The sequence below is a fragment of the Devosia submarina genome, from assembly GCF_003056345.1.
In the GTDB taxonomy this organism is placed as follows: domain Bacteria; phylum Pseudomonadota; class Alphaproteobacteria; order Rhizobiales; family Devosiaceae; genus Devosia; species Devosia submarina.
In genome coordinates this window covers 131,044-146,996 of the sequence record NZ_PYWB01000001.1, presented here as the reverse complement: position 1 = coordinate 146,996, position 15,953 = coordinate 131,044, and the positions used below count along the sequence as shown (strand labels likewise).

Here is a 15,953-nt window from a genome sequence, read left to right as displayed (position 1 = left end):
GCACGCGCACGCGCAACAAGCTGGCTTCCGCTGCGTTCATCTACAATGCGCGCTCGTTTAATCGCAGCTTTCTTGATGATCTTGCCCATGTCTGCCTTGGGGCAGACCGTTCCGTTGCCGCGGGAGCGGCCTCCTTCTCTATCGACTGAGACGGGGCAGGACAATTCTCCTGAGGTGCCCGAGCCAAGCGAGGCTGCGCCTCTTTTGCCTGCCACCGTCGACGAGCCTGATGACACTGACGCCCCAGACAAAACTCCTCGCATCTACCAGACGCAATGCCCTGCAGTGATTGCGGGGCTTGTTGAAGCGCAGTTGCTTCCCTCGATCGAGGAAGAAGAGTGCGCAGAACGCACGCCATGGTCAGTCACGGGTGTGCGGGTTGGGGGGAGAATAGTCCCGCTTTCAGCACCAGCGACATTGTCGTGCGAGATGGCGACAAACCTGCCGTCCTGGGCCGAGATGGTCGATAGGTATCTGCAGGCGCAGCGGAATACCGGCTTGGCCGAGTTGAGTGTGGGCACGAGCTTTTCGTGCCGCGAGACCGTAGGTGGGGACGCCGAGCGGGTGTCCGAGCATGGGTTTGCCAATGCGCTTGATGTGGTCGGCTTCAAGCTGAATGACGGCGGCGATATCGTGGTCCAGTCAGACTGGCCAAAGAATGAAGCGCCGGAGGGCCGGCTTCTCCGGTTTGCCCATGACGCGGCATGTTCGTTGTTTGCAACGACGCTCGGGCCAGAGGCTAACGAAGAACACAGCGACCACTTCCACCTCGACATGGGATGTCACGGCGGCAGCTGCTTGGCGCGCCTATGCGAATGATCACTAAAGCGAAAGAAATATCGTGACCCCTGCCCCTTGGCTTGTTTCCGCCGCCCTTCTTGCCACACTGTCTCCGGCGCTTGCCCAGGAGGGAGACTTCGCTCTCACCATGGATGCCGTGAATGCGGCCCGGCTGGAGAGCCTTGCCCCGCCGTCGCTGCCTCAGTCGGCCGAGGAGCCTGAAGCCGGCGATATGGATAAGATGGATCAGCCTGATCCCAGCGTGGTGCGCCTTCAAATTCTGCTTGATTGGGCAGGAGCATCGCCGGGCGTCATCGATGGGTTTGATGGAGAAAATGTTCGCAAGGCAGTAGCCGTGATCGAAACGCTTAATGGCTTGGCAGCGGACGGGGAGCTTGATCCTGATGTCATCGGGATTTTGGAGAAAGGCGGACCGGTTCTATTTCCCTACACGATCAGCCCCGAGGACGAGGCTGCGGTGGTCGGGCCATTGCCGGAGGATTATGCCGAGCTTGCCGGATATGACCACCTTGGATTTACGAGCATTGAGGAGGGTCTGGCCGAAAAGTTCCACATGGACATCGATCTCTTCAGGGCGCTGAACCCGAGCTCTGCCTTAGTTGCTGGTGAGCAGGTGATCGTTGCCCAGCTCGCCGAACCCCTGGAGGGCAAAGTGGCGCGGATCGAGGCCGACAAGAAACTTGGTCAGCTCCGTGCCTATGACAGGGACAACAGGCTCATTGTCGCCTATCCCGCGACTGTAGGTAGCGACGACAATCCGTCGCCCGTCGGTACCCACACGGTAACCGCAATCGCCCCCGAACCAATCTATACCTATAATCCAGAGGTCAACTTCCAGCAGGGCAACAATGACGAGGTGCTGGAGCTTGCGCCGGGCCCGAACAATCCAGTTGGTACGGTCTGGATAGACCTTTCAGAGCCTACCTATGGCATCCACGGCACGCCCGAGCCATCCGAAATCGACAAGACAGCGTCGCATGGTTGCGTGCGACTGACCAACTGGGACGCAGAGGAACTTGCTGGGATGGTCGAGAAGGGCGTTAGCGTGGAGTTCCTCCAGTAAGACCCAGCGCGCCTCGCATGCGCTAGACATGCACCTCATCGCCGCCACGATCCTTGCCGCGCAAGCAGGCGGTTACAAGGGCGATGTAGAAGAAGACCACCACAGGAATAACCAGCCATCCGGGCAAGTGGCCGATCGCGGCATGGCCGATAATGGTTTCGATCCGGCGCGATGGGTCGAGGTGCGCTCCTGATTGCAGATCGGGTGACGCGATCTTCAAGGTCCAGGCAAGGAGCAGGATCAGGAACATCCAGATGTAGTTGCGCCTGAGCCGCCGCCGAAGGGCGCGTACAAGCGAAATGCGAAAGCGTGGGTGCCGAAGATCCTGGGCCAACATGACGAGCCACGGCTCGGGACCGCCTTGCGTATCTGCCTGGAAGAACTGCCCGAAATAATGGCGTTCGAACTGCCGGATGCGCATGCGGTAGACATCATAGAACCGGTATCGCCGCGCCTCCACAAAGAGCAGCAGCAGGATGATCAACATGGCAAAGAGCGCCAGGCCATGGTGGGCAGTGGGTGTGGAGAGAGACACCGAAAGCAATGCCGCGACTACGGTGATCGACCAATTGCTTGTGAGATCGAGCCGGCTGCGCCAGGCATTCATCCGGCTCATCTCTGCGCGGTAATAGTGAATCATGAGCGTGGTGGCTTCGCTCGAACTAACCGGCAAGCTCGGCGTCGCGACTTCAGTGGCAGCCTTGTCGGTCATTCATCGCCTCCCCCTTGGTTGATACAGCAACTAGCAGGGTGTTCAAGAACGCAGTCCGTGCAATGAACGTCCGGGTTTCCAACGGCTAGTTGTGGAGAGATCAACCTTTCGCGCCGGCTCGCGTTCAAATGCTGCTGAGCTATGGTGGTCCTGCTACGCACCTGGCCCGGCAGCTGCAGCATCCTGGCCTCTCAACCCCGGAACAAGCATGACCGATTCACCGTCTTTGAGCATGCGCGCAAGGCTTGCTTCGGTAGCGCTGACCACGCTGGTTGCCGCAAGCATTGTAGGCCTGGTGCTTCTCACCTGGACGCTGCGCTACATATTTGTGCTGTTCTTCGCCGCGGTTGTCCTGGCGGTGATCGTGTGGAGCGCGTCCGAACTGGTTCGCAAGGCGATTCCGCTCAGGCGTAAGGGCGCGGTGGCGGTCGCCTGTATCCTGATCGGAGCTATCATAGGCGTTCTGGTCATGGTGATGGGGACGCAGGTAGCGATGCAATTAACTACGCTCCGCGACGCCATTCCCGTTGCGAGCGCCGCCTTGAACGAGCGGTTCGGTATCGATGTCCAGCAATGGCTGAACGAAGCCCCTGACATGACATGGATCAGGGGAGCGCTGGGTTATGTGCCGGGGGTATTCAGCGTCGTGTCGTCCATTATCATGGTAATAGCCGGCGGATTGTTTCTGGCGCTGGATCCCGAGGGACACAGAGAAGGGTTCCTGCAACTCTTTCCGTTGCGGCAGCGGGATCGCTTACGGCAAACCCTCAACAATGCGGGCTCGGCGCTGCAGCGCTGGCTTGTTGGTCAGTTGATCGCCATGGCCGTTATTGGCGTTGCTACGGCGGTCGTCCTGACGATCCTTGGCGTGCCATCTGCCTTGGCTCTTGGCCTCATTGCAGGGCTGCTCGAGTTCATTCCCTATATTGGCGCGATTGTTGCCTATATTCCGCTGGGGATTGCGGCGCTCGGGCAGAGCCTAGAGACCTTCTGGTGGGTGTTGGGGGCCTATATCGTTATTCAACAAACCGAGGGCAATGTGCTCATGCCCCTGGTACAGAAGCGGACTGTTGAACTGCCGCCGGTGATTGCTCTGTTTTCGCTCGTCGCTATGGCCATGATCTTTGGTCCTCTCGGTATCGCCTTTGGCGTGCCCCTGACGGTGGTGCTGCTGGTGGGGCTTCGCGAGCTCTATATCGGGGAGGTGCTCGGCGATGCCGCCCACTTAGCGAACACGCCCGAACATGCCGACAACCAAGGCTGAGACGCTCTGCGGAGGATGCTGGGGGAGTTTTGGTGGCCGATCCGGATGACCATTACGAAAGGGCAATGACAACGCTTCGCTGTAGTGGAGGCACGGGAGAAAGAGCTTCCACTGCACAGGCGTTGCCGTTCAACACTACTGACCCATGGTAGAAGGGTGGAAAAAGCGGTCGTCTATTTCCATGGGTTCACGAGTTGCCCGGCCCAAGGTGGCTTGTTTGCGAGGCGCTTCCATGACCTTGGATTCAATGTTTACCTGCCCCGCATGTTCGGCCATTGCGGGCTCAATCCTCGGCGCCTGTCCATGGCGGAATTCAGCGTAGACAAGCTCATCGATCTGGCCAACGAGTCCGTGGACATTGCAGCTGGATTGGGCCAGCAGGTATTGGTTGTGGGCCTCTCTGCGGGGGGAACGATTGCATCATGGGTCGCCCAGAACCGCCCGGACGTGCGACAAGTGATAGGCATTTCTCCGTTTTTTGCGCCGTTCATGCTGCCGCAGCAGGCGGTTAAGGCCGCAAGCGAGCTGTTGCTGAAAATGCCCAATCTTGTGATTGGCTGGAACCCTCTCGCCAATGTTGCAGCCGAGCAGATCGACTACCCTTTTGCGCTGCCCGCTACCCATGCACTGGCTCAGATCATGGTGTTGGGCCAACACGTGCGCGCAGCAGCCAAACAAGATGCTCCCAGGGCCTGTAGTATCGGCTTTCTTCTTAATGCAGCTGACCGATCGGTCAGCAATAAGGTGACGCATACTTTGGTTGAAAGCTGGCAAGCGCATGGGAAGGATGTAGGGATCGAGGTGCTCCCCCTCGAGCACAGACTGCCACACGATATCATCAACCCCTTCGAGCGCGGCAATGACTTTGAGCGCGTTTACGTGACGCTCCTGGAGATGATCCTGCGTGCAAGCAGTTGAAGTTAAAGCCACTTCGTGGTGCGATAGCCGCTAGTTGTCGCCTCCCCTGCTGAAAGGACGAGGCGAATTGGAGTAGTGGTGCGTAGCAATCCCCTCGCTTCCCTTGCACGGTTTACGCCCACGGGCGCCATGGTCCTTGGGACTATGTTTTTCTGCCTGTCGCTCACTCCCTCGCTCCTGCCTAGGTCATATGTTCTGCAAGGAGTGCTGAGTGGGTTCGTGTTTGCCGTGGGTTTTGCAATCGGCGTATTCCTGACCTGGTTGTGGCACTTTCTGGAATTGCCGATCGTCGAGCGTCCTCACAAGCGAAAGGCGAGAGCGCTTGTCGCCGTTCTGTCCCTGGCTGCTGTGATCTGGTTTTTTACGAAAGCCCCAGGATGGCAGAACTCCATTGGGGCTGTGATGGGAATGGAGCCGGTGGCCCGCGCCCATTCGCTGCAGCTTGCCGCTATAGCCATTGTGGTGGCCTTCGTTCTGATCGGCGTTGGAACGCTGTTTACCCATGGCGTGCGGAGCGTTTCACGCCGTCTGGCGGCATTCCTGCCCCGCCGCATAGCCGTGATCGGCGGCATGGTGATTGTTGGCACGGTCACCGCCTTGCTGGTTAACGGTGTTCTCCTGCGCCTCTCCTTGCAGGCCGCCGACAATTTTTATGCAGAGCTTGATGCACTCGCTGGGCAGTATGAGGGGCCGCCAGTCAATCCGCTGCAATCGGGAAGCGCGGCTTCATTGGTGCCTTGGGATACGATTGGCCGCGACGCGCGCGTCTATGTTCGGGCAGGCCCCACGGCACCTGAAATAGAGGCGATTACCAGCAAGCCTGCCCAGCTTCCTTTGCGCATATATGTAGGGCTGCGCTCCGCCCCTTCGGTGGAGGAGCGGGCTCGGCTCGCGCTGGCCGAAATGATCCGGGTGGGCGCGTTCGAGCGCTCCGTTCTCGTGTTGATCATGCCAGTTGGCACAGGTTGGGTCGATCCGCCGGCGATCGACACGCTTGAAATGCTGCATGGTGGGGACGTGGCCAGTGTCGCCGTGCAGTATTCCTATCTGACGAGCTGGCTATCCCTGCTTGCGGAGCCAAATGTCGGCACCGAAACAGCGCAAGTCCTGTTTTCAACCGTGTATGAATATTGGACCCAGCTTCCCCGGGAGACTCGGCCAAAGCTTTATCTGCATGGCTTGAGCCTTGGGGCCTATGCGTCGCAAGAATCTATGTTGCTCTATGACGTGTTGGCCGACCCAATCCAGGGTGCACTATGGGCCGGACCGCCCTTTGCGAGCAGGCAGTGGCGCTCGGCTACCGACAACCGAGATCCCCACACCCCACGATGGCTCCCACGTTTCGGCAACAGCTCGACGATCCGATTCACCAACCAGCAGAACGCGCTCGAAATCCCTGGAGCTTTCTGGGGCCCGATCCGGATGGTGTATTTGCAGTATCCTAGCGACCCTATTGTTTTCTTTGAGCCAGCAGCGCTCTATCGACCACCCGAGTGGCTGGCGAACCGGGCGCCCGATGTCTCCCCGGAGCTGACCTGGTATCCCGTGGTTACCTTTCTGCAGCTGGCGCTCGACATGGCTTTGGCACAGACCGCTCCGGTGGGGTTCGGTCATGTCTACGCGCCGCCGAACTATCTTGATGCCTGGGTCGAGATCACCCAGCCCGCGGGTTGGACGGAGCAAGAACTGGCAGATCTCAGAACGCGGCTTACCCGCACTGGCGGAGTGGAATCGGTTATCGGAGGCTGGTTCCGCTAGGTTGGCGCATGAAACGGTTACCGCGCCGCTGGACTGTAGACCGCAGCAGCACTAAACCATTATCGCTGCATAGGAAGGGAACGCCTTGGATCCTGCTGCTATCGAGCTGTTCGACTGGGGACGCATATTTTTTGGCGACCAGTCGCCATTGTTCCTGGCGGAGATCCTGTTCCGAACAATTGTCATTTACTTCTACACGCTGGGATTGTTGCGCTGGCTAGGCAGCCGCGCGGTCGGGCAGTTGTCAAACCTTGAGTTCCTCCTGGTTATCGCCCTCGGCTCGGCCGTGGGTGACGCCATGTTCTATCCCGATGTGCCTTTAACTCATGCGTTGGCGGTGGTCACGCTGGTTGTTTTTGCCAACAAGGGTTTGGACACGCTCATGGCCCGGCGGCCGTCTGTCGAGCGAGCCCTGGACGGCGTGCCCGAGGAAGCAATTAATGCCGGGGTTATTTGTTTGTCTTTCTTTGAAAAAACAGCGCTGAGCGATGGTGAACTTTTCCAGCAACTCAGGGGACATGGCATTGAACACCTAGGGGAGGTGGAGCATGCCTATATCGAGACTAATGGCACACTGACGGTATTCAGGGCAAAGCAAGGTAGCCGGCCCGGGTTACCGATTGTTCCACCCTGGGAGATCAGCCCGCCTGTGGAGATTAGTCCAAAGGATACTGCACTGTCGCAGGATCTACTGGCTTGTTTTAGGTGTGGAACCACCAGGGATCCGAATACGCATCTCGCCGGCGATGAATGCCCGAACTGCAAGCACACAAAATGGACTATTGCACGAAGCTGATGCTTTACGCGCGAGCCGTGCTTTGTCGAGCCATGAGTTCAAATCCGAGATCCACTGTGGCTGGCTCCGGGCGCTCGCCTGAATTGGCAGCGACGATCATCTCGATGGCCCGACGGCCCATCTGGTAGCGGTGCGTTCGAATTGTCGACAGTGATGGCGCGATGGCGTCGGCATATTCGAGGTCATTAAAGCCCATGATGCCAAATTGCTCGGGCACCTTTATGCCCCGCCTTTGGCACTCAAACAGTGCTCCCATGGCGATGTCGTCATTGTTGCAGAACACAGCATCGGCGTCGGGCACTGCCGACAGAAATTCAGTGAGCATTCTGCCGCCAAGAGCGACAGATGAGGGCTGTGGCGTGGTCATCACCAGCTTGGGATCGGCCAGTCCTGCCTGTTCGAGGACCTTTGTGTAACCATTGAGTCGCCGGCGGGCGCGCGCATCCATGCGGGCGCCCAGAAACCCGATGCGGCGGTATCCCCTATCCAGTAGATGCTGTGTGGCGACCCGGCCGCCGCCCGTGTGATCAAAACCGATGCTCATGTCGACGGGCTCAGCATCAAGGTCCATGACCTGCACGATGGGGCAGCCAAACTGGCTGAGAATGGCACGTACCTCAGGTGTCTGGTCCCTTCCCGCGACAATCAAACCCGTCGGGCGTTGGGCAGCGAATACGCGCAGCAATTCCTCCTCCTTTCGCGCGGTGTAGCGGGAGTTGCCCAATTGCACCTGCAGATCTGTGCCCTCAATGGCGTCATAAACACCGCGCAGAACGTCGGTGAAGACCAGATTGCTGACGGAAGGCACGATGATGCCGATAATGGCGCTCCTTGCTGAAGCCAGCGCGCGGGCTGCTTGATTGGGCGCATAGCCAAGGAGGTTTATGGCCATAGCTACCCTCTCCCGCGTCTTGGCCGAGACCACTTCGGGTGTGCGCAATGCGCGCGAAGCGGTAATGAGGCTGACGCCTGCTTCAGCCGCTACGTCCTTCAGCGTTACGGCCCTGTAGGCCCTCATGTTGTCGTGCATGCAGCCCCTCAGCGCCCCCACTCACCACTGCCATCCCGTTGACAATGACATACGCTACCATTTAGATCGCCGTCTAGTTTGACGCACCCCAAAGGTCCGTTGGCTGGGAAGCATGCGGTGCCTTGTCCCAAGAACAGGCAACTGCGAGGGAGGAAATGCGCGTGTCACCTGTGGCCTTGCCGGTCATGGCCTGGAGTGTCAGGTCGTGAAGGTATTTACGTCAGCAATCGGCAAAGTCATCGAGGTTTCCATTGTCCTGCTCCTCGTGGGCATGACGGGCATGGTGTTCCTCAACGTCGTCCTTCGTTATGGCTTCAACTCCGGCCTCGTCATGTCCGAGGAGTTGAGCCGGTTCTTCTTTGTCTGGTTGACCTTTATCGGGGCGGTCTTGGCATTTGCCGAGCACGGGCACCTGGGGGTCGAGACCATGGTGCGCATGTTCGGGCGACGCGGCCGGATCATCTGCATGTTCCTGAGCAATCTCCTGATCCTGCTCTGTGTCGCCGTCCTGTTCTGGGGCAGCTGGTTGCAGGCACCGATCAACGCAACCATGCGCTCGCCCGTAGCAGGCATGCCGCTGGCCTATGTGTATGGAATAACCATGTTTACCGCGGTCGGGGTCGCCATCATTGCGATCTGGCGCTTGTTCAAGATCCTGACAGGACGCACCACCGAGGAAGAAATCGCACAGTTCGTTGGGGATTATGACAGTATCGATGCCCTGCTGGAGCGTGGCGAATGACCCTTGTCGTCTTTCTGTCGTCGCTGCTGGGCGCCATGGCAATCGGTGCGCCGATTGCGTTCGCGCTGATTTTCTGCGGCATCGTGCTGATGAGCTACATGGGCATGTTCATGCCCCAGATCGTGGCTCAAAACATGGTCGATGGCGCCAACAGCTTCGTGCTTCTGGCCATCCCATTCTTTATCTTGGCTGGCGAGCTGATGAATGCGGGCGGACTATCCAAGCGCATTATTGAATTCGCCATCACCTTTGTAGGTCACCTCCGGGGCGGTCTGGGTTTTGTAGCCATCATCGCGGCCCTGATCATGGCCGCGCTTTCGGGCTCGGCTGCTGCTGATACGGCCGCCTTAGCTGCCATCCTGATCCCCATGATGAGCAAGGCTGGCTACAACGTGCCCCGTTCGGCCGGCCTGATCGCTGCGGGTGGCGTGATCGCGCCAGTGATCCCGCCCTCGATCGCGTTCATCATCTTCGGCGTGGCAGCCAATGTTTCCATCACTCAGCTGTTCCTCGCCGGCATCGTACCGGGTCTGATGATGGCCGTGGCTTTGCTGGTCACCTGGGGCTTTGTTTCGCGGCGCGATGGCGTTGAATCCCTTCCAAAGGCGAGCTGGAGCGATCGCGGCCGTGCTACCCTGCGAGCCGGTTGGGCCCTTATGATGCCGGTGATCATCCTGGGCGGTATTCGCTTCGGCATCTTCACCCCGACCGAAGCTGGTGTTGTGGCCGCCGTTTACGCGATGTTCGTCGGGCTCTTTGTCTACCGCGAACTCAAGTTCAGCGAGCTTTATGGCGTCTTCCTGCGTGCTGCCAAGACTACTGCGGTGGTCTTGTTCCTGGTGGCGGGAGCGCTTGTTTCGGCCTGGCTTATCACCAGTGCCAACATTCCAGGCGAGATCACACGCATCCTTGAGCCAGTCATGGGCAACCAGCTCTTGCTCATGCTGATGATCATGGTGCTGGTGTTCGTTGTGGGTACCGCGCTCGATCTGACGCCGACGATCCTCATCCTTACGCCCGTCCTAATGCCGATTGTTCGTCAGGCGGGGATCGATCCGGTCTATTTCGGCGTGATGTTCATCATGAACAATTGCATCGGCCTTCTGACTCCGCCAGTGGGTGTTGTGCTCAACGTCGTCAGCGGCGTGGCACGCGTGCCCCTAGGCCGGGTCATCAAGGGAGTCACACCGTTTCTTGTTGCGCACCTTCTGGTGTTGCTGCTGCTTACGCTTTTCCCTCAGTTGGTACTCGTGCCGCTGAGCTGGATGCGCCACTAGGGCGGCGTTCGCCCTAAGAACTATAATGTCTTCAAGGAGGAGAATGATCATGAATACCAAATCCCTCGTCGCCGCTGGCCTTGCCGCCACGCTTCTGGCCAGTTCCGTCATACCGGCCCATGCGCAGGTTTCCGAGCGCACCATCCGTATCGCCAACGGCATCGCGGAAGACCATCCGGTCGGTGATGGCGTGGATGCCATGAAGGAATGCGTCGCCGAGCGTACCGGTGGCGCCTGGACCATCAACGCGTTCTGGAGCTCGGCTCTGGGTGACGATCTGCAGTCGGCTCAGGCACTGCGCTCGGGCACGCTGGAGATGGTGATTTCCTCGTCATCGCCATTGGTTGCCATTGAGCCAGCCCTTGGCGTGTTCGATCTGCCGTTCCTGATTTCCAACGAACAGGAAGCAGATGCCCTGCTTGACGGCGAGTTCGGCAAGTACATGGCCGACATGATGCCCAAGCACAATCTGGTCAATCTCTCGTTCTGGGAAAACGGCTTCCGCAATCTTTCCAACTCGGTTCGCCCGGTGGAAAGCCTGGAAGACTTCCAGGGCATGCGCGTGCGCGTGATGCAGAACAACATCTTCCTCGACACCTTCCAGACCTTGGGCACCAACGCGCAGCCCATGGCTTTCGGTGAAGTGTTTACGGCGCTGGAAACTGGCGCGATCGACGCACAGGAAAACCCCTATGTGACGATCGACACCTCGCGCTTCTTTGAAGTGCAGGACTATGTGTCCAATACCCGCCACGCCTACACGCCTTTCATGGTGCTGTTCTCCAAACCGATCTTTGACACCTACTCGGCCGAAGAGCAGCAAATCCTGGTTGATTGCACGGCCGTTGGTCGTGATGTGCAGCGCCAGGCGAGCCGCGAACTATCCGAGCAGTCGCTGCAGCGCATCAAGGATGCGGGCCTCGAGGTCAACGACATCTCCGAAGAGAACATGGCCGAGATCCGCGCTGCGGTGGCTCCCGTCTACGAACGCAGTGCCGCATCGATCGGCGCTGACGTGATCGAACGCGTCAACGCTGAACTGGCCAAGATCCGCGGCCAGTAAGAGCCGGGAAATAGAATAAGGGCGGGTTTTCGATCCCGCCCTTATTCATTTGAACTTCCCGCCTGCGAGCACCCTTAGGCCCACATCTTCTTGCGCGATGTCTTGCCTATGCCCGGATTGAAGCTATTGGTCGGGTCGAGCTCCCGGTAAAACGCCTCCAGCTGTGGCTGGGCTGTGTAAAGGTGACCAACATTGTGTTCGGCTGGGTATTGCGCGCCACGCAGGTCGAGCGTTGCCAGGATGTCCTCTTCCAGTTGATGGCAGTCGACGCCTTTTTTCGCGAGATATTCCTGATGCAGCACGTGGCAGAAGAAATGTCCGCAATAGATCGTACGCTCAATCCGGTCGGTGATGGAAGCAGGTAGGGCTTCAAACCAGTCGTGCATGTTTCGCGGCAAGGCAATGTCGAGCGCCACGATATTCTCGACGGTCTTGCGGTGCGTGGCCCGATACCGCACCACCGCGCCGCCGACGGCAAAGCGCTGCAGAAATGCGGCGTCGCCCTCTTCCCTGGTGCACTCAAAATAGGCCGTATGGTCGGATGGCTTGCGGGAGCGCAGATATTCGCGCGCCTCGGCGACACCGTCCCCGCCCATCTTGAGCAGCAGATGATGGGCGAACCGATCGCGGAATTGGTTCATGCGCTGCGGCAGGTGCTCGGGAAACAAGCGCGCGAGGCCGGTGAGCAGATGGTCGGAGACGGTAGCGCCGAGGCCAAGCTTTTCGGTGATGCCATCGAACCAGCTTTTCGCAGCAAAGGCTTTGGGCACGTTGTCTGTGCCGAAGGTGCGAATAAAGAGATAGAGATCCTTGCCGTAGATCCGCGCCGTCTCATAGGCGTCCCGGTGAATGTATTCGCCTGCGATCGGCAGATTGTGGAAGCTCGAGAGGATATCACGTCGGATTTCCCCAAGTTCGGCCGGATCGTTGGTGCCGATATAGAAAACGGTTGCGTCTTTGTCCGCCTCGAAGGTGTCGAGCCGCACGGCGAAAACCCCGATGCGGCCGGCAGAGCCGGATGCTTCATAATGGCGCCGCGGATCTGCGTTGAAGCGCGCCGGCGTGGCGGCTGAAACGTCGCGGATATGCGTGCCGTATTCCCGGTCCGAGGCCCATTGGTTTGTTGCGTAGGATATGTCGTTTTCGCTGTAGCTCTTGTTGTCCATCCCCGAGAGGATGGTCACCGGATCCTCGCCAAGTTCCACACCAAGATGGTTGACCAAGTGGAGGCGCCCGCCGGCGTCGATCTGTGCGAAGATGGCAAACTGGGTGAAGGCTGGGCCGCGTCGGATCAGCGAACCACCCGAATTGTTGCACACCCCGCCTGTAACCGAAGCACCAATGCAACTTGAGCCGATGACCGAATGAGGCTCGCGTCCGATCGGGCGGAGCGTCTTTTCCAGTTTGTCGAGGGTCGCACCGGGAAGAGCAATGACTTGCCGCCCTTCGTCAACGAGGTCGATGCGGTCGATCCGCATGACGTTAATGATGACAATCGGACGATCATAGCCTTCGCCAAACGGAGTTGAGCCGCCCGTCAGGCCGGTATTCGCGGCCTGGAAGATCACGATCAAATCGGCTGCAACGCAAGCTTGCAGCACCCGCCATTGCTCAACCAAAGTTCCTGGCCGCACTGCGGCAAGAATCTCTCCATCGCCATAGCGATAGCCCTTGCGAAAACGGCGCGTTGCCTGATCACCGACATAGACATGTTTGCGCCCAACAATGGCGCTGAAGGTTTCGATAATCTGGTCCATGGGTAGTTCTCCGGCTCGGCCCGACCTAGCATAAGCAAAACCGCTATTCAGCAGCAGATATCGCCCATCGCCGACGTTTGATGAGCCGCATGCTCTCGTCGGATCGATGGCAGCACGAGAGGCGACTTACACACGTTGCGGGCGGCAACTGACATACGGCACCACCCGTTGCTTGTGACAAATGACAACAGCCAAACACACGCCGCGCAAAGCATTTCTGATTGTTGATGACGAGCCGCTCGCTCGCATGGAGTTGACGCAGATTGTACGAGACTGCGGCTACGCGGTGAGGGAGGCATCCAACACTGTGGAGGCGCTCTCCATTCTAGAAGCCGACAGTGACCAGTTCATGGGCCTCATCACAGACATCAACATGCCCGGCACACGCAGCGGCATTGTTCTGGCCAATCACGTCAGGTGCATTTGGCCGCACATCGAAATCATCGTCGTATCTGCAGCACGGACCCCGCTGAACGGAGAACTGCCAGAGCGCGTCGAGTTCCTGAACAAGCCTGTACCGCCCAGCAGGTTGGTTTCGGCCATCCAGTCGTCGTCACAGCATTGATGATGTCCGAGAGCCAATATGGCAGCACTGCTGCCCTCATCCGGGCAATGCCGGAGAGCTAGGCCATTGAAGGCTGGGAACAACGTGGGCGAGCTGCACTAATGAGGAACTGCAAGTGACAAGAGATTTAACGACGCTCATGCATATATTCCTAGTGGATCGGTGAGCGCAGCATGTCCAAGCACCTCGACAACCTAGCCAGAAGTCATGGCATCCAGATTCAGTACACCTCGCAAATTGGCGAAACCGTAGACATCTCCGATGAAGCGAAGCGGGCTCTTTTGAAGGTGCTGCGCGTGGATCCAGATGATGACCAGCTTGGATCTTTCAAGGACAAGGCTCCGGATGCTCCCCTCTCCTGCGCCTTACCCTCGCAAGTTCTGGGAAAGCGCCTCTGGGGTGTTACTTGTCAGCTTTACGCCCTTCGTTCGTCCCGGAACTTGGGCATCGGGGATTTTGAAGATCTGGCAAGGCTTGCAGAACTGGTGGGCGGAGTGGGCGCCGATTTCCTGGGGGTCAACCCGCTTCATGCGCTGTTCTTGTCGGACCCAGAGCGGACCAGCCCCTATTCTCCATCCACTAGGCGGTATTTGAACCCGCTATATATCGCGGTGGACAGGATTGAAGGGGGTGATGAGGCGCAACAGCGTCTTCGTAAGACGCACCCCAAACTGTTCGAGATGTTGGGCGGGGAGCTAGTCGACTATGCTGCCTCCAACGTGGTCAAGGTGAAGCTGCTGCGCCAGCTTTTTAAGTCACTAGCTCCTTCATTGAGCGGCGAATTCGAGAAGTTTTGCCAAGAGGGCGGAGACGGTCTGCGGTCCTTTGCGTTGTTTGAAGCAATTTCGGAGCACGAAGTTGCGTTTGGCGGCGGCGCGGGTTGGAACCGGTGGCCCGGCGACATGCAGCAGCGGGACAGCGATGCCGTAAAGCGTTTCGAAGACGAACATGAAGAGGATGTTCGCTTTCACCTGTGGCTGCAGTTCGTAGCGGAAACCCAACTTGCCCAGGCACAAGCCCGCGCCAAGCAGGCAGGCATGCAGGTCGGTCTTTACTTAGATTTCGCGGTGGGGGTGGCGCCCGATGGAGCAGAAACCTGGGCGGACCCGGAACTAGCCGTACGCGACGCTCGGGTAGGCTCCCCGCCTGACCTGCTGAATTCCGAAGGGCAGGATTGGGGCTTGGCGCCCCTTGCACCACAGGTGCTGGCTTCCCGCGGCTTCAAGCCGCTTGCCGACGCCTATGTTGCCCTGATGAAAAACGCGGGCGCGGTCCGGATCGACCATGCGATGGGGCTTGCCCGGCTGTGGTGGGTTCCGGCCAGCGGAAAGCCGAAACAAGGCGGATTTATCCGCTACCCGTTTGGCGCAATGCTGGACACTGTGGCCAAGGCATCCCAACAAACTAATACAGTGGTAATTGGCGAAGACCTCGGCACGGTTCCGAAGGGATTCCGCGAGGTGACAAAGAAGGCTAGGATATTCTCCTATCGAGTGCTTTACTTCGAAAAGGACGAGGACGGCGCTTTCATTCCGCCCGAAGCCTATCCTGAGCTGGCGCTGGCGACCATTTCAACCCACGACCTGGCAACATTGGCGGGCTGGTGGAAAGCGGCCGACATCCACTTGCGCGCCGAAACGGGGCGGCAATCCGAGAAGGACACCAAAGCTGCGCTGGAAGAGCGCACCCAGGATCGGATGGCCTTGCTGCAGGCTTTAGGTCGGGCAGGTCTTTTAGACGAGCAGTATGCGGCGGTCGTTTCGGGCGGACAAGAACTCCCTCAGGAGTTGGGTGAGGTGCTGTTTCGAGCTATCCATCGGTATGCTGCACGCAGCAGTTCGGCTCTGTTTGCGGTTCAGCTGGATGACATGTTGATGTCCCAAACGCAGGCCAACCTGCCCGGCACGACAACTGAATATCCAAACTGGCGCATCCGCACCGGGTGTTCTCTTGAGGAGCTCGGCGCCAATCCCGCCTTCATAAGCCTTGCAGAAGTGCTGCGTGAGGAAAGGCCTAGGGCATAAACGAAGTGCATAATGGCAGCGGGTGATCGCCTGTGCCGTGGAGGGCCGGGCGGACCATTTCGCATTCACGACCGGAGATTGCCCGGCTGCTCTTTGCGAACTCTAGTGGGCCGATGAAGAACTTATCGATCTGCTTACATGACGGCGTCACCGCCGGCCGTGCCAGCTTCTGGCAGCCTGTTG

Annotated in this window: 14 protein-coding genes; 11 read left to right on the top strand and 3 right to left on the bottom strand. The window is 58.7% G+C overall.

Annotated elements, in window-relative coordinates; genetic code table 11:
• Positions 1-87 precede the first annotated feature (87 nt).
• Positions 88-819, top strand: coding sequence for an extensin-like domain-containing protein (locus DDE77_RS00580; protein WP_157959579.1), 732 nt, complete (start codon positions 88-90; stop codon positions 817-819).
• A 19-nt stretch (positions 820-838) separates the two neighbouring features.
• Positions 839-1,864 (top strand): L,D-transpeptidase family protein, encoded by a 1,026-nt coding sequence (locus tag DDE77_RS00575; protein ID WP_425430721.1) that lies wholly within the window; start codon positions 839-841, stop codon positions 1,862-1,864.
• A gap of 22 nt (positions 1,865-1,886) precedes the next feature.
• Here the strand turns inward: DDE77_RS00575 and DDE77_RS00570 are convergent, their stop codons facing one another.
• A complete protein-coding gene (locus DDE77_RS00570; protein ID WP_108395487.1) occupies positions 1,887-2,576 on the bottom strand; it encodes a DUF2270 domain-containing protein in 690 nt (229 codons plus the stop codon).
• A gap of 208 nt (positions 2,577-2,784) precedes the next feature.
• Here DDE77_RS00570 and DDE77_RS00565 point away from each other — a divergent pair, with 208 nt between their 5' ends.
• The 4 genes from DDE77_RS00565 (at position 2,785) to DDE77_RS00550 (ending at position 7,312) form a co-directional block, all read left to right on the top strand.
• The gene (locus DDE77_RS00565) at positions 2,785-3,840 is read left to right on the top strand and encodes an AI-2E family transporter (RefSeq protein WP_108395486.1); all 1,056 of its coding nucleotides are present in this window, start codon (positions 2,785-2,787) and stop codon (positions 3,838-3,840) included.
• 84 nt (positions 3,841-3,924) lie between these two features.
• A complete protein-coding gene (locus tag DDE77_RS00560) occupies positions 3,925-4,758 on the top strand; it encodes an alpha/beta hydrolase (RefSeq protein WP_108395485.1) in 834 nt (277 codons plus the stop codon).
• 129 nt (positions 4,759-4,887) lie between these two features.
• Positions 4,888-6,516: an alpha/beta hydrolase gene (locus tag DDE77_RS00555; protein WP_108395484.1), complete on the top strand. Its 1,629-nt coding sequence runs from the start codon at positions 4,888-4,890 to the stop codon at positions 6,514-6,516.
• A gap of 85 nt (positions 6,517-6,601) precedes the next feature.
• A complete protein-coding gene (locus tag DDE77_RS00550) occupies positions 6,602-7,312 on the top strand; it encodes a DUF421 domain-containing protein (RefSeq protein WP_108395483.1) in 711 nt (236 codons plus the stop codon).
• A gap of 4 nt (positions 7,313-7,316) precedes the next feature.
• Here DDE77_RS00550 and gntR read toward each other — a convergent pair whose 3' ends face one another.
• Complete coding sequence (gntR, locus tag DDE77_RS00545; RefSeq protein ID WP_108395857.1) at positions 7,317-8,330, bottom strand: HTH-type transcriptional regulator GntR; 1,014 nt, start codon at positions 8,328-8,330, stop codon at positions 7,317-7,319.
• Between the two features lie 283 nt (positions 8,331-8,613).
• Between gntR and DDE77_RS00540 the strand changes: the two genes are divergently transcribed.
• Genes DDE77_RS00540 through DDE77_RS00530 form a run of 3 tightly spaced genes read left to right on the top strand, consistent with a single transcriptional unit; the run spans position 8,614 to position 11,424 of the window.
• Positions 8,614-9,084, top strand: a complete 471-nt coding sequence (locus DDE77_RS00540; RefSeq protein WP_170116460.1) for a TRAP transporter small permease — start codon at positions 8,614-8,616, stop codon at positions 9,082-9,084.
• Positions 9,081-10,361, top strand: a complete 1,281-nt coding sequence (locus DDE77_RS00535; RefSeq protein WP_108395481.1) for a TRAP transporter large permease — start codon at positions 9,081-9,083, stop codon at positions 10,359-10,361. Before DDE77_RS00540 ends, DDE77_RS00535 begins: the two co-directional genes overlap by 4 nt.
• A 49-nt stretch (positions 10,362-10,410) precedes the next feature.
• A complete protein-coding gene (locus tag DDE77_RS00530; RefSeq protein WP_108395856.1) occupies positions 10,411-11,424 on the top strand; it encodes a TRAP transporter substrate-binding protein in 1,014 nt (337 codons plus the stop codon).
• Positions 11,425-11,498: 74 nt separating this feature from the next.
• Here the strand turns inward: DDE77_RS00530 and dld are convergent, their stop codons facing one another.
• Positions 11,499-13,181: a D-lactate dehydrogenase gene (dld, locus tag DDE77_RS00525; protein ID WP_108395480.1), complete on the bottom strand. Its 1,683-nt coding sequence runs from the start codon at positions 13,179-13,181 to the stop codon at positions 11,499-11,501.
• Positions 13,182-13,362: 181 nt separating this feature from the next.
• Between dld and DDE77_RS00520 the strand changes: the two genes are divergently transcribed.
• Together DDE77_RS00520 and malQ are read left to right on the top strand one after the other, a co-directional pair.
• Positions 13,363-13,746 (top strand): response regulator, encoded by a 384-nt coding sequence (locus DDE77_RS00520; RefSeq protein WP_108395479.1) that lies wholly within the window; start codon positions 13,363-13,365, stop codon positions 13,744-13,746.
• A gap of 173 nt (positions 13,747-13,919) precedes the next feature.
• Positions 13,920-15,770: a 4-alpha-glucanotransferase gene (gene malQ / locus DDE77_RS00515; RefSeq protein WP_108395478.1), complete on the top strand. Its 1,851-nt coding sequence runs from the start codon at positions 13,920-13,922 to the stop codon at positions 15,768-15,770.
• The last annotated feature ends 183 nt before the right edge of the window (positions 15,771-15,953 follow it).

Bases quoted from the DNA above. Each gene is read 5' to 3' on its own strand.
- DDE77_RS00530 (WP_108395856.1), top strand. From the start codon at position 10,411: ATGAATACCAAATCCCTCGTCGCCGCTGGCCTTGCCGCCACGCTTCTG.
- dld (WP_108395480.1), bottom strand. From the start codon at position 13,181: ATGGACCAGATTATCGAAACCTTCAGCGCCATTGTTGGGCGCAAACAT.
- DDE77_RS00540 (WP_170116460.1), top strand. From the start codon at position 8,614: ATGACGGGCATGGTGTTCCTCAACGTCGTCCTTCGTTATGGCTTCAAC.
- DDE77_RS00580 (WP_157959579.1), top strand. From the start codon at position 88: ATGTCTGCCTTGGGGCAGACCGTTCCGTTGCCGCGGGAGCGGCCTCCT.
- DDE77_RS00535 (WP_108395481.1), top strand. From the start codon at position 9,081: ATGACCCTTGTCGTCTTTCTGTCGTCGCTGCTGGGCGCCATGGCAATC.
- DDE77_RS00555 (WP_108395484.1), top strand. From the start codon at position 4,888: ATGGTCCTTGGGACTATGTTTTTCTGCCTGTCGCTCACTCCCTCGCTC.
- DDE77_RS00570 (WP_108395487.1), bottom strand. From the start codon at position 2,576: ATGACCGACAAGGCTGCCACTGAAGTCGCGACGCCGAGCTTGCCGGTT.
- DDE77_RS00520 (WP_108395479.1), top strand. From the start codon at position 13,363: ATGACAACAGCCAAACACACGCCGCGCAAAGCATTTCTGATTGTTGAT.
- DDE77_RS00565 (WP_108395486.1), top strand. From the start codon at position 2,785: ATGACCGATTCACCGTCTTTGAGCATGCGCGCAAGGCTTGCTTCGGTA.
- gntR (WP_108395857.1), bottom strand. From the start codon at position 8,330: ATGAGGGCCTACAGGGCCGTAACGCTGAAGGACGTAGCGGCTGAAGCA.
- malQ (WP_108395478.1), top strand. From the start codon at position 13,920: ATGTCCAAGCACCTCGACAACCTAGCCAGAAGTCATGGCATCCAGATT.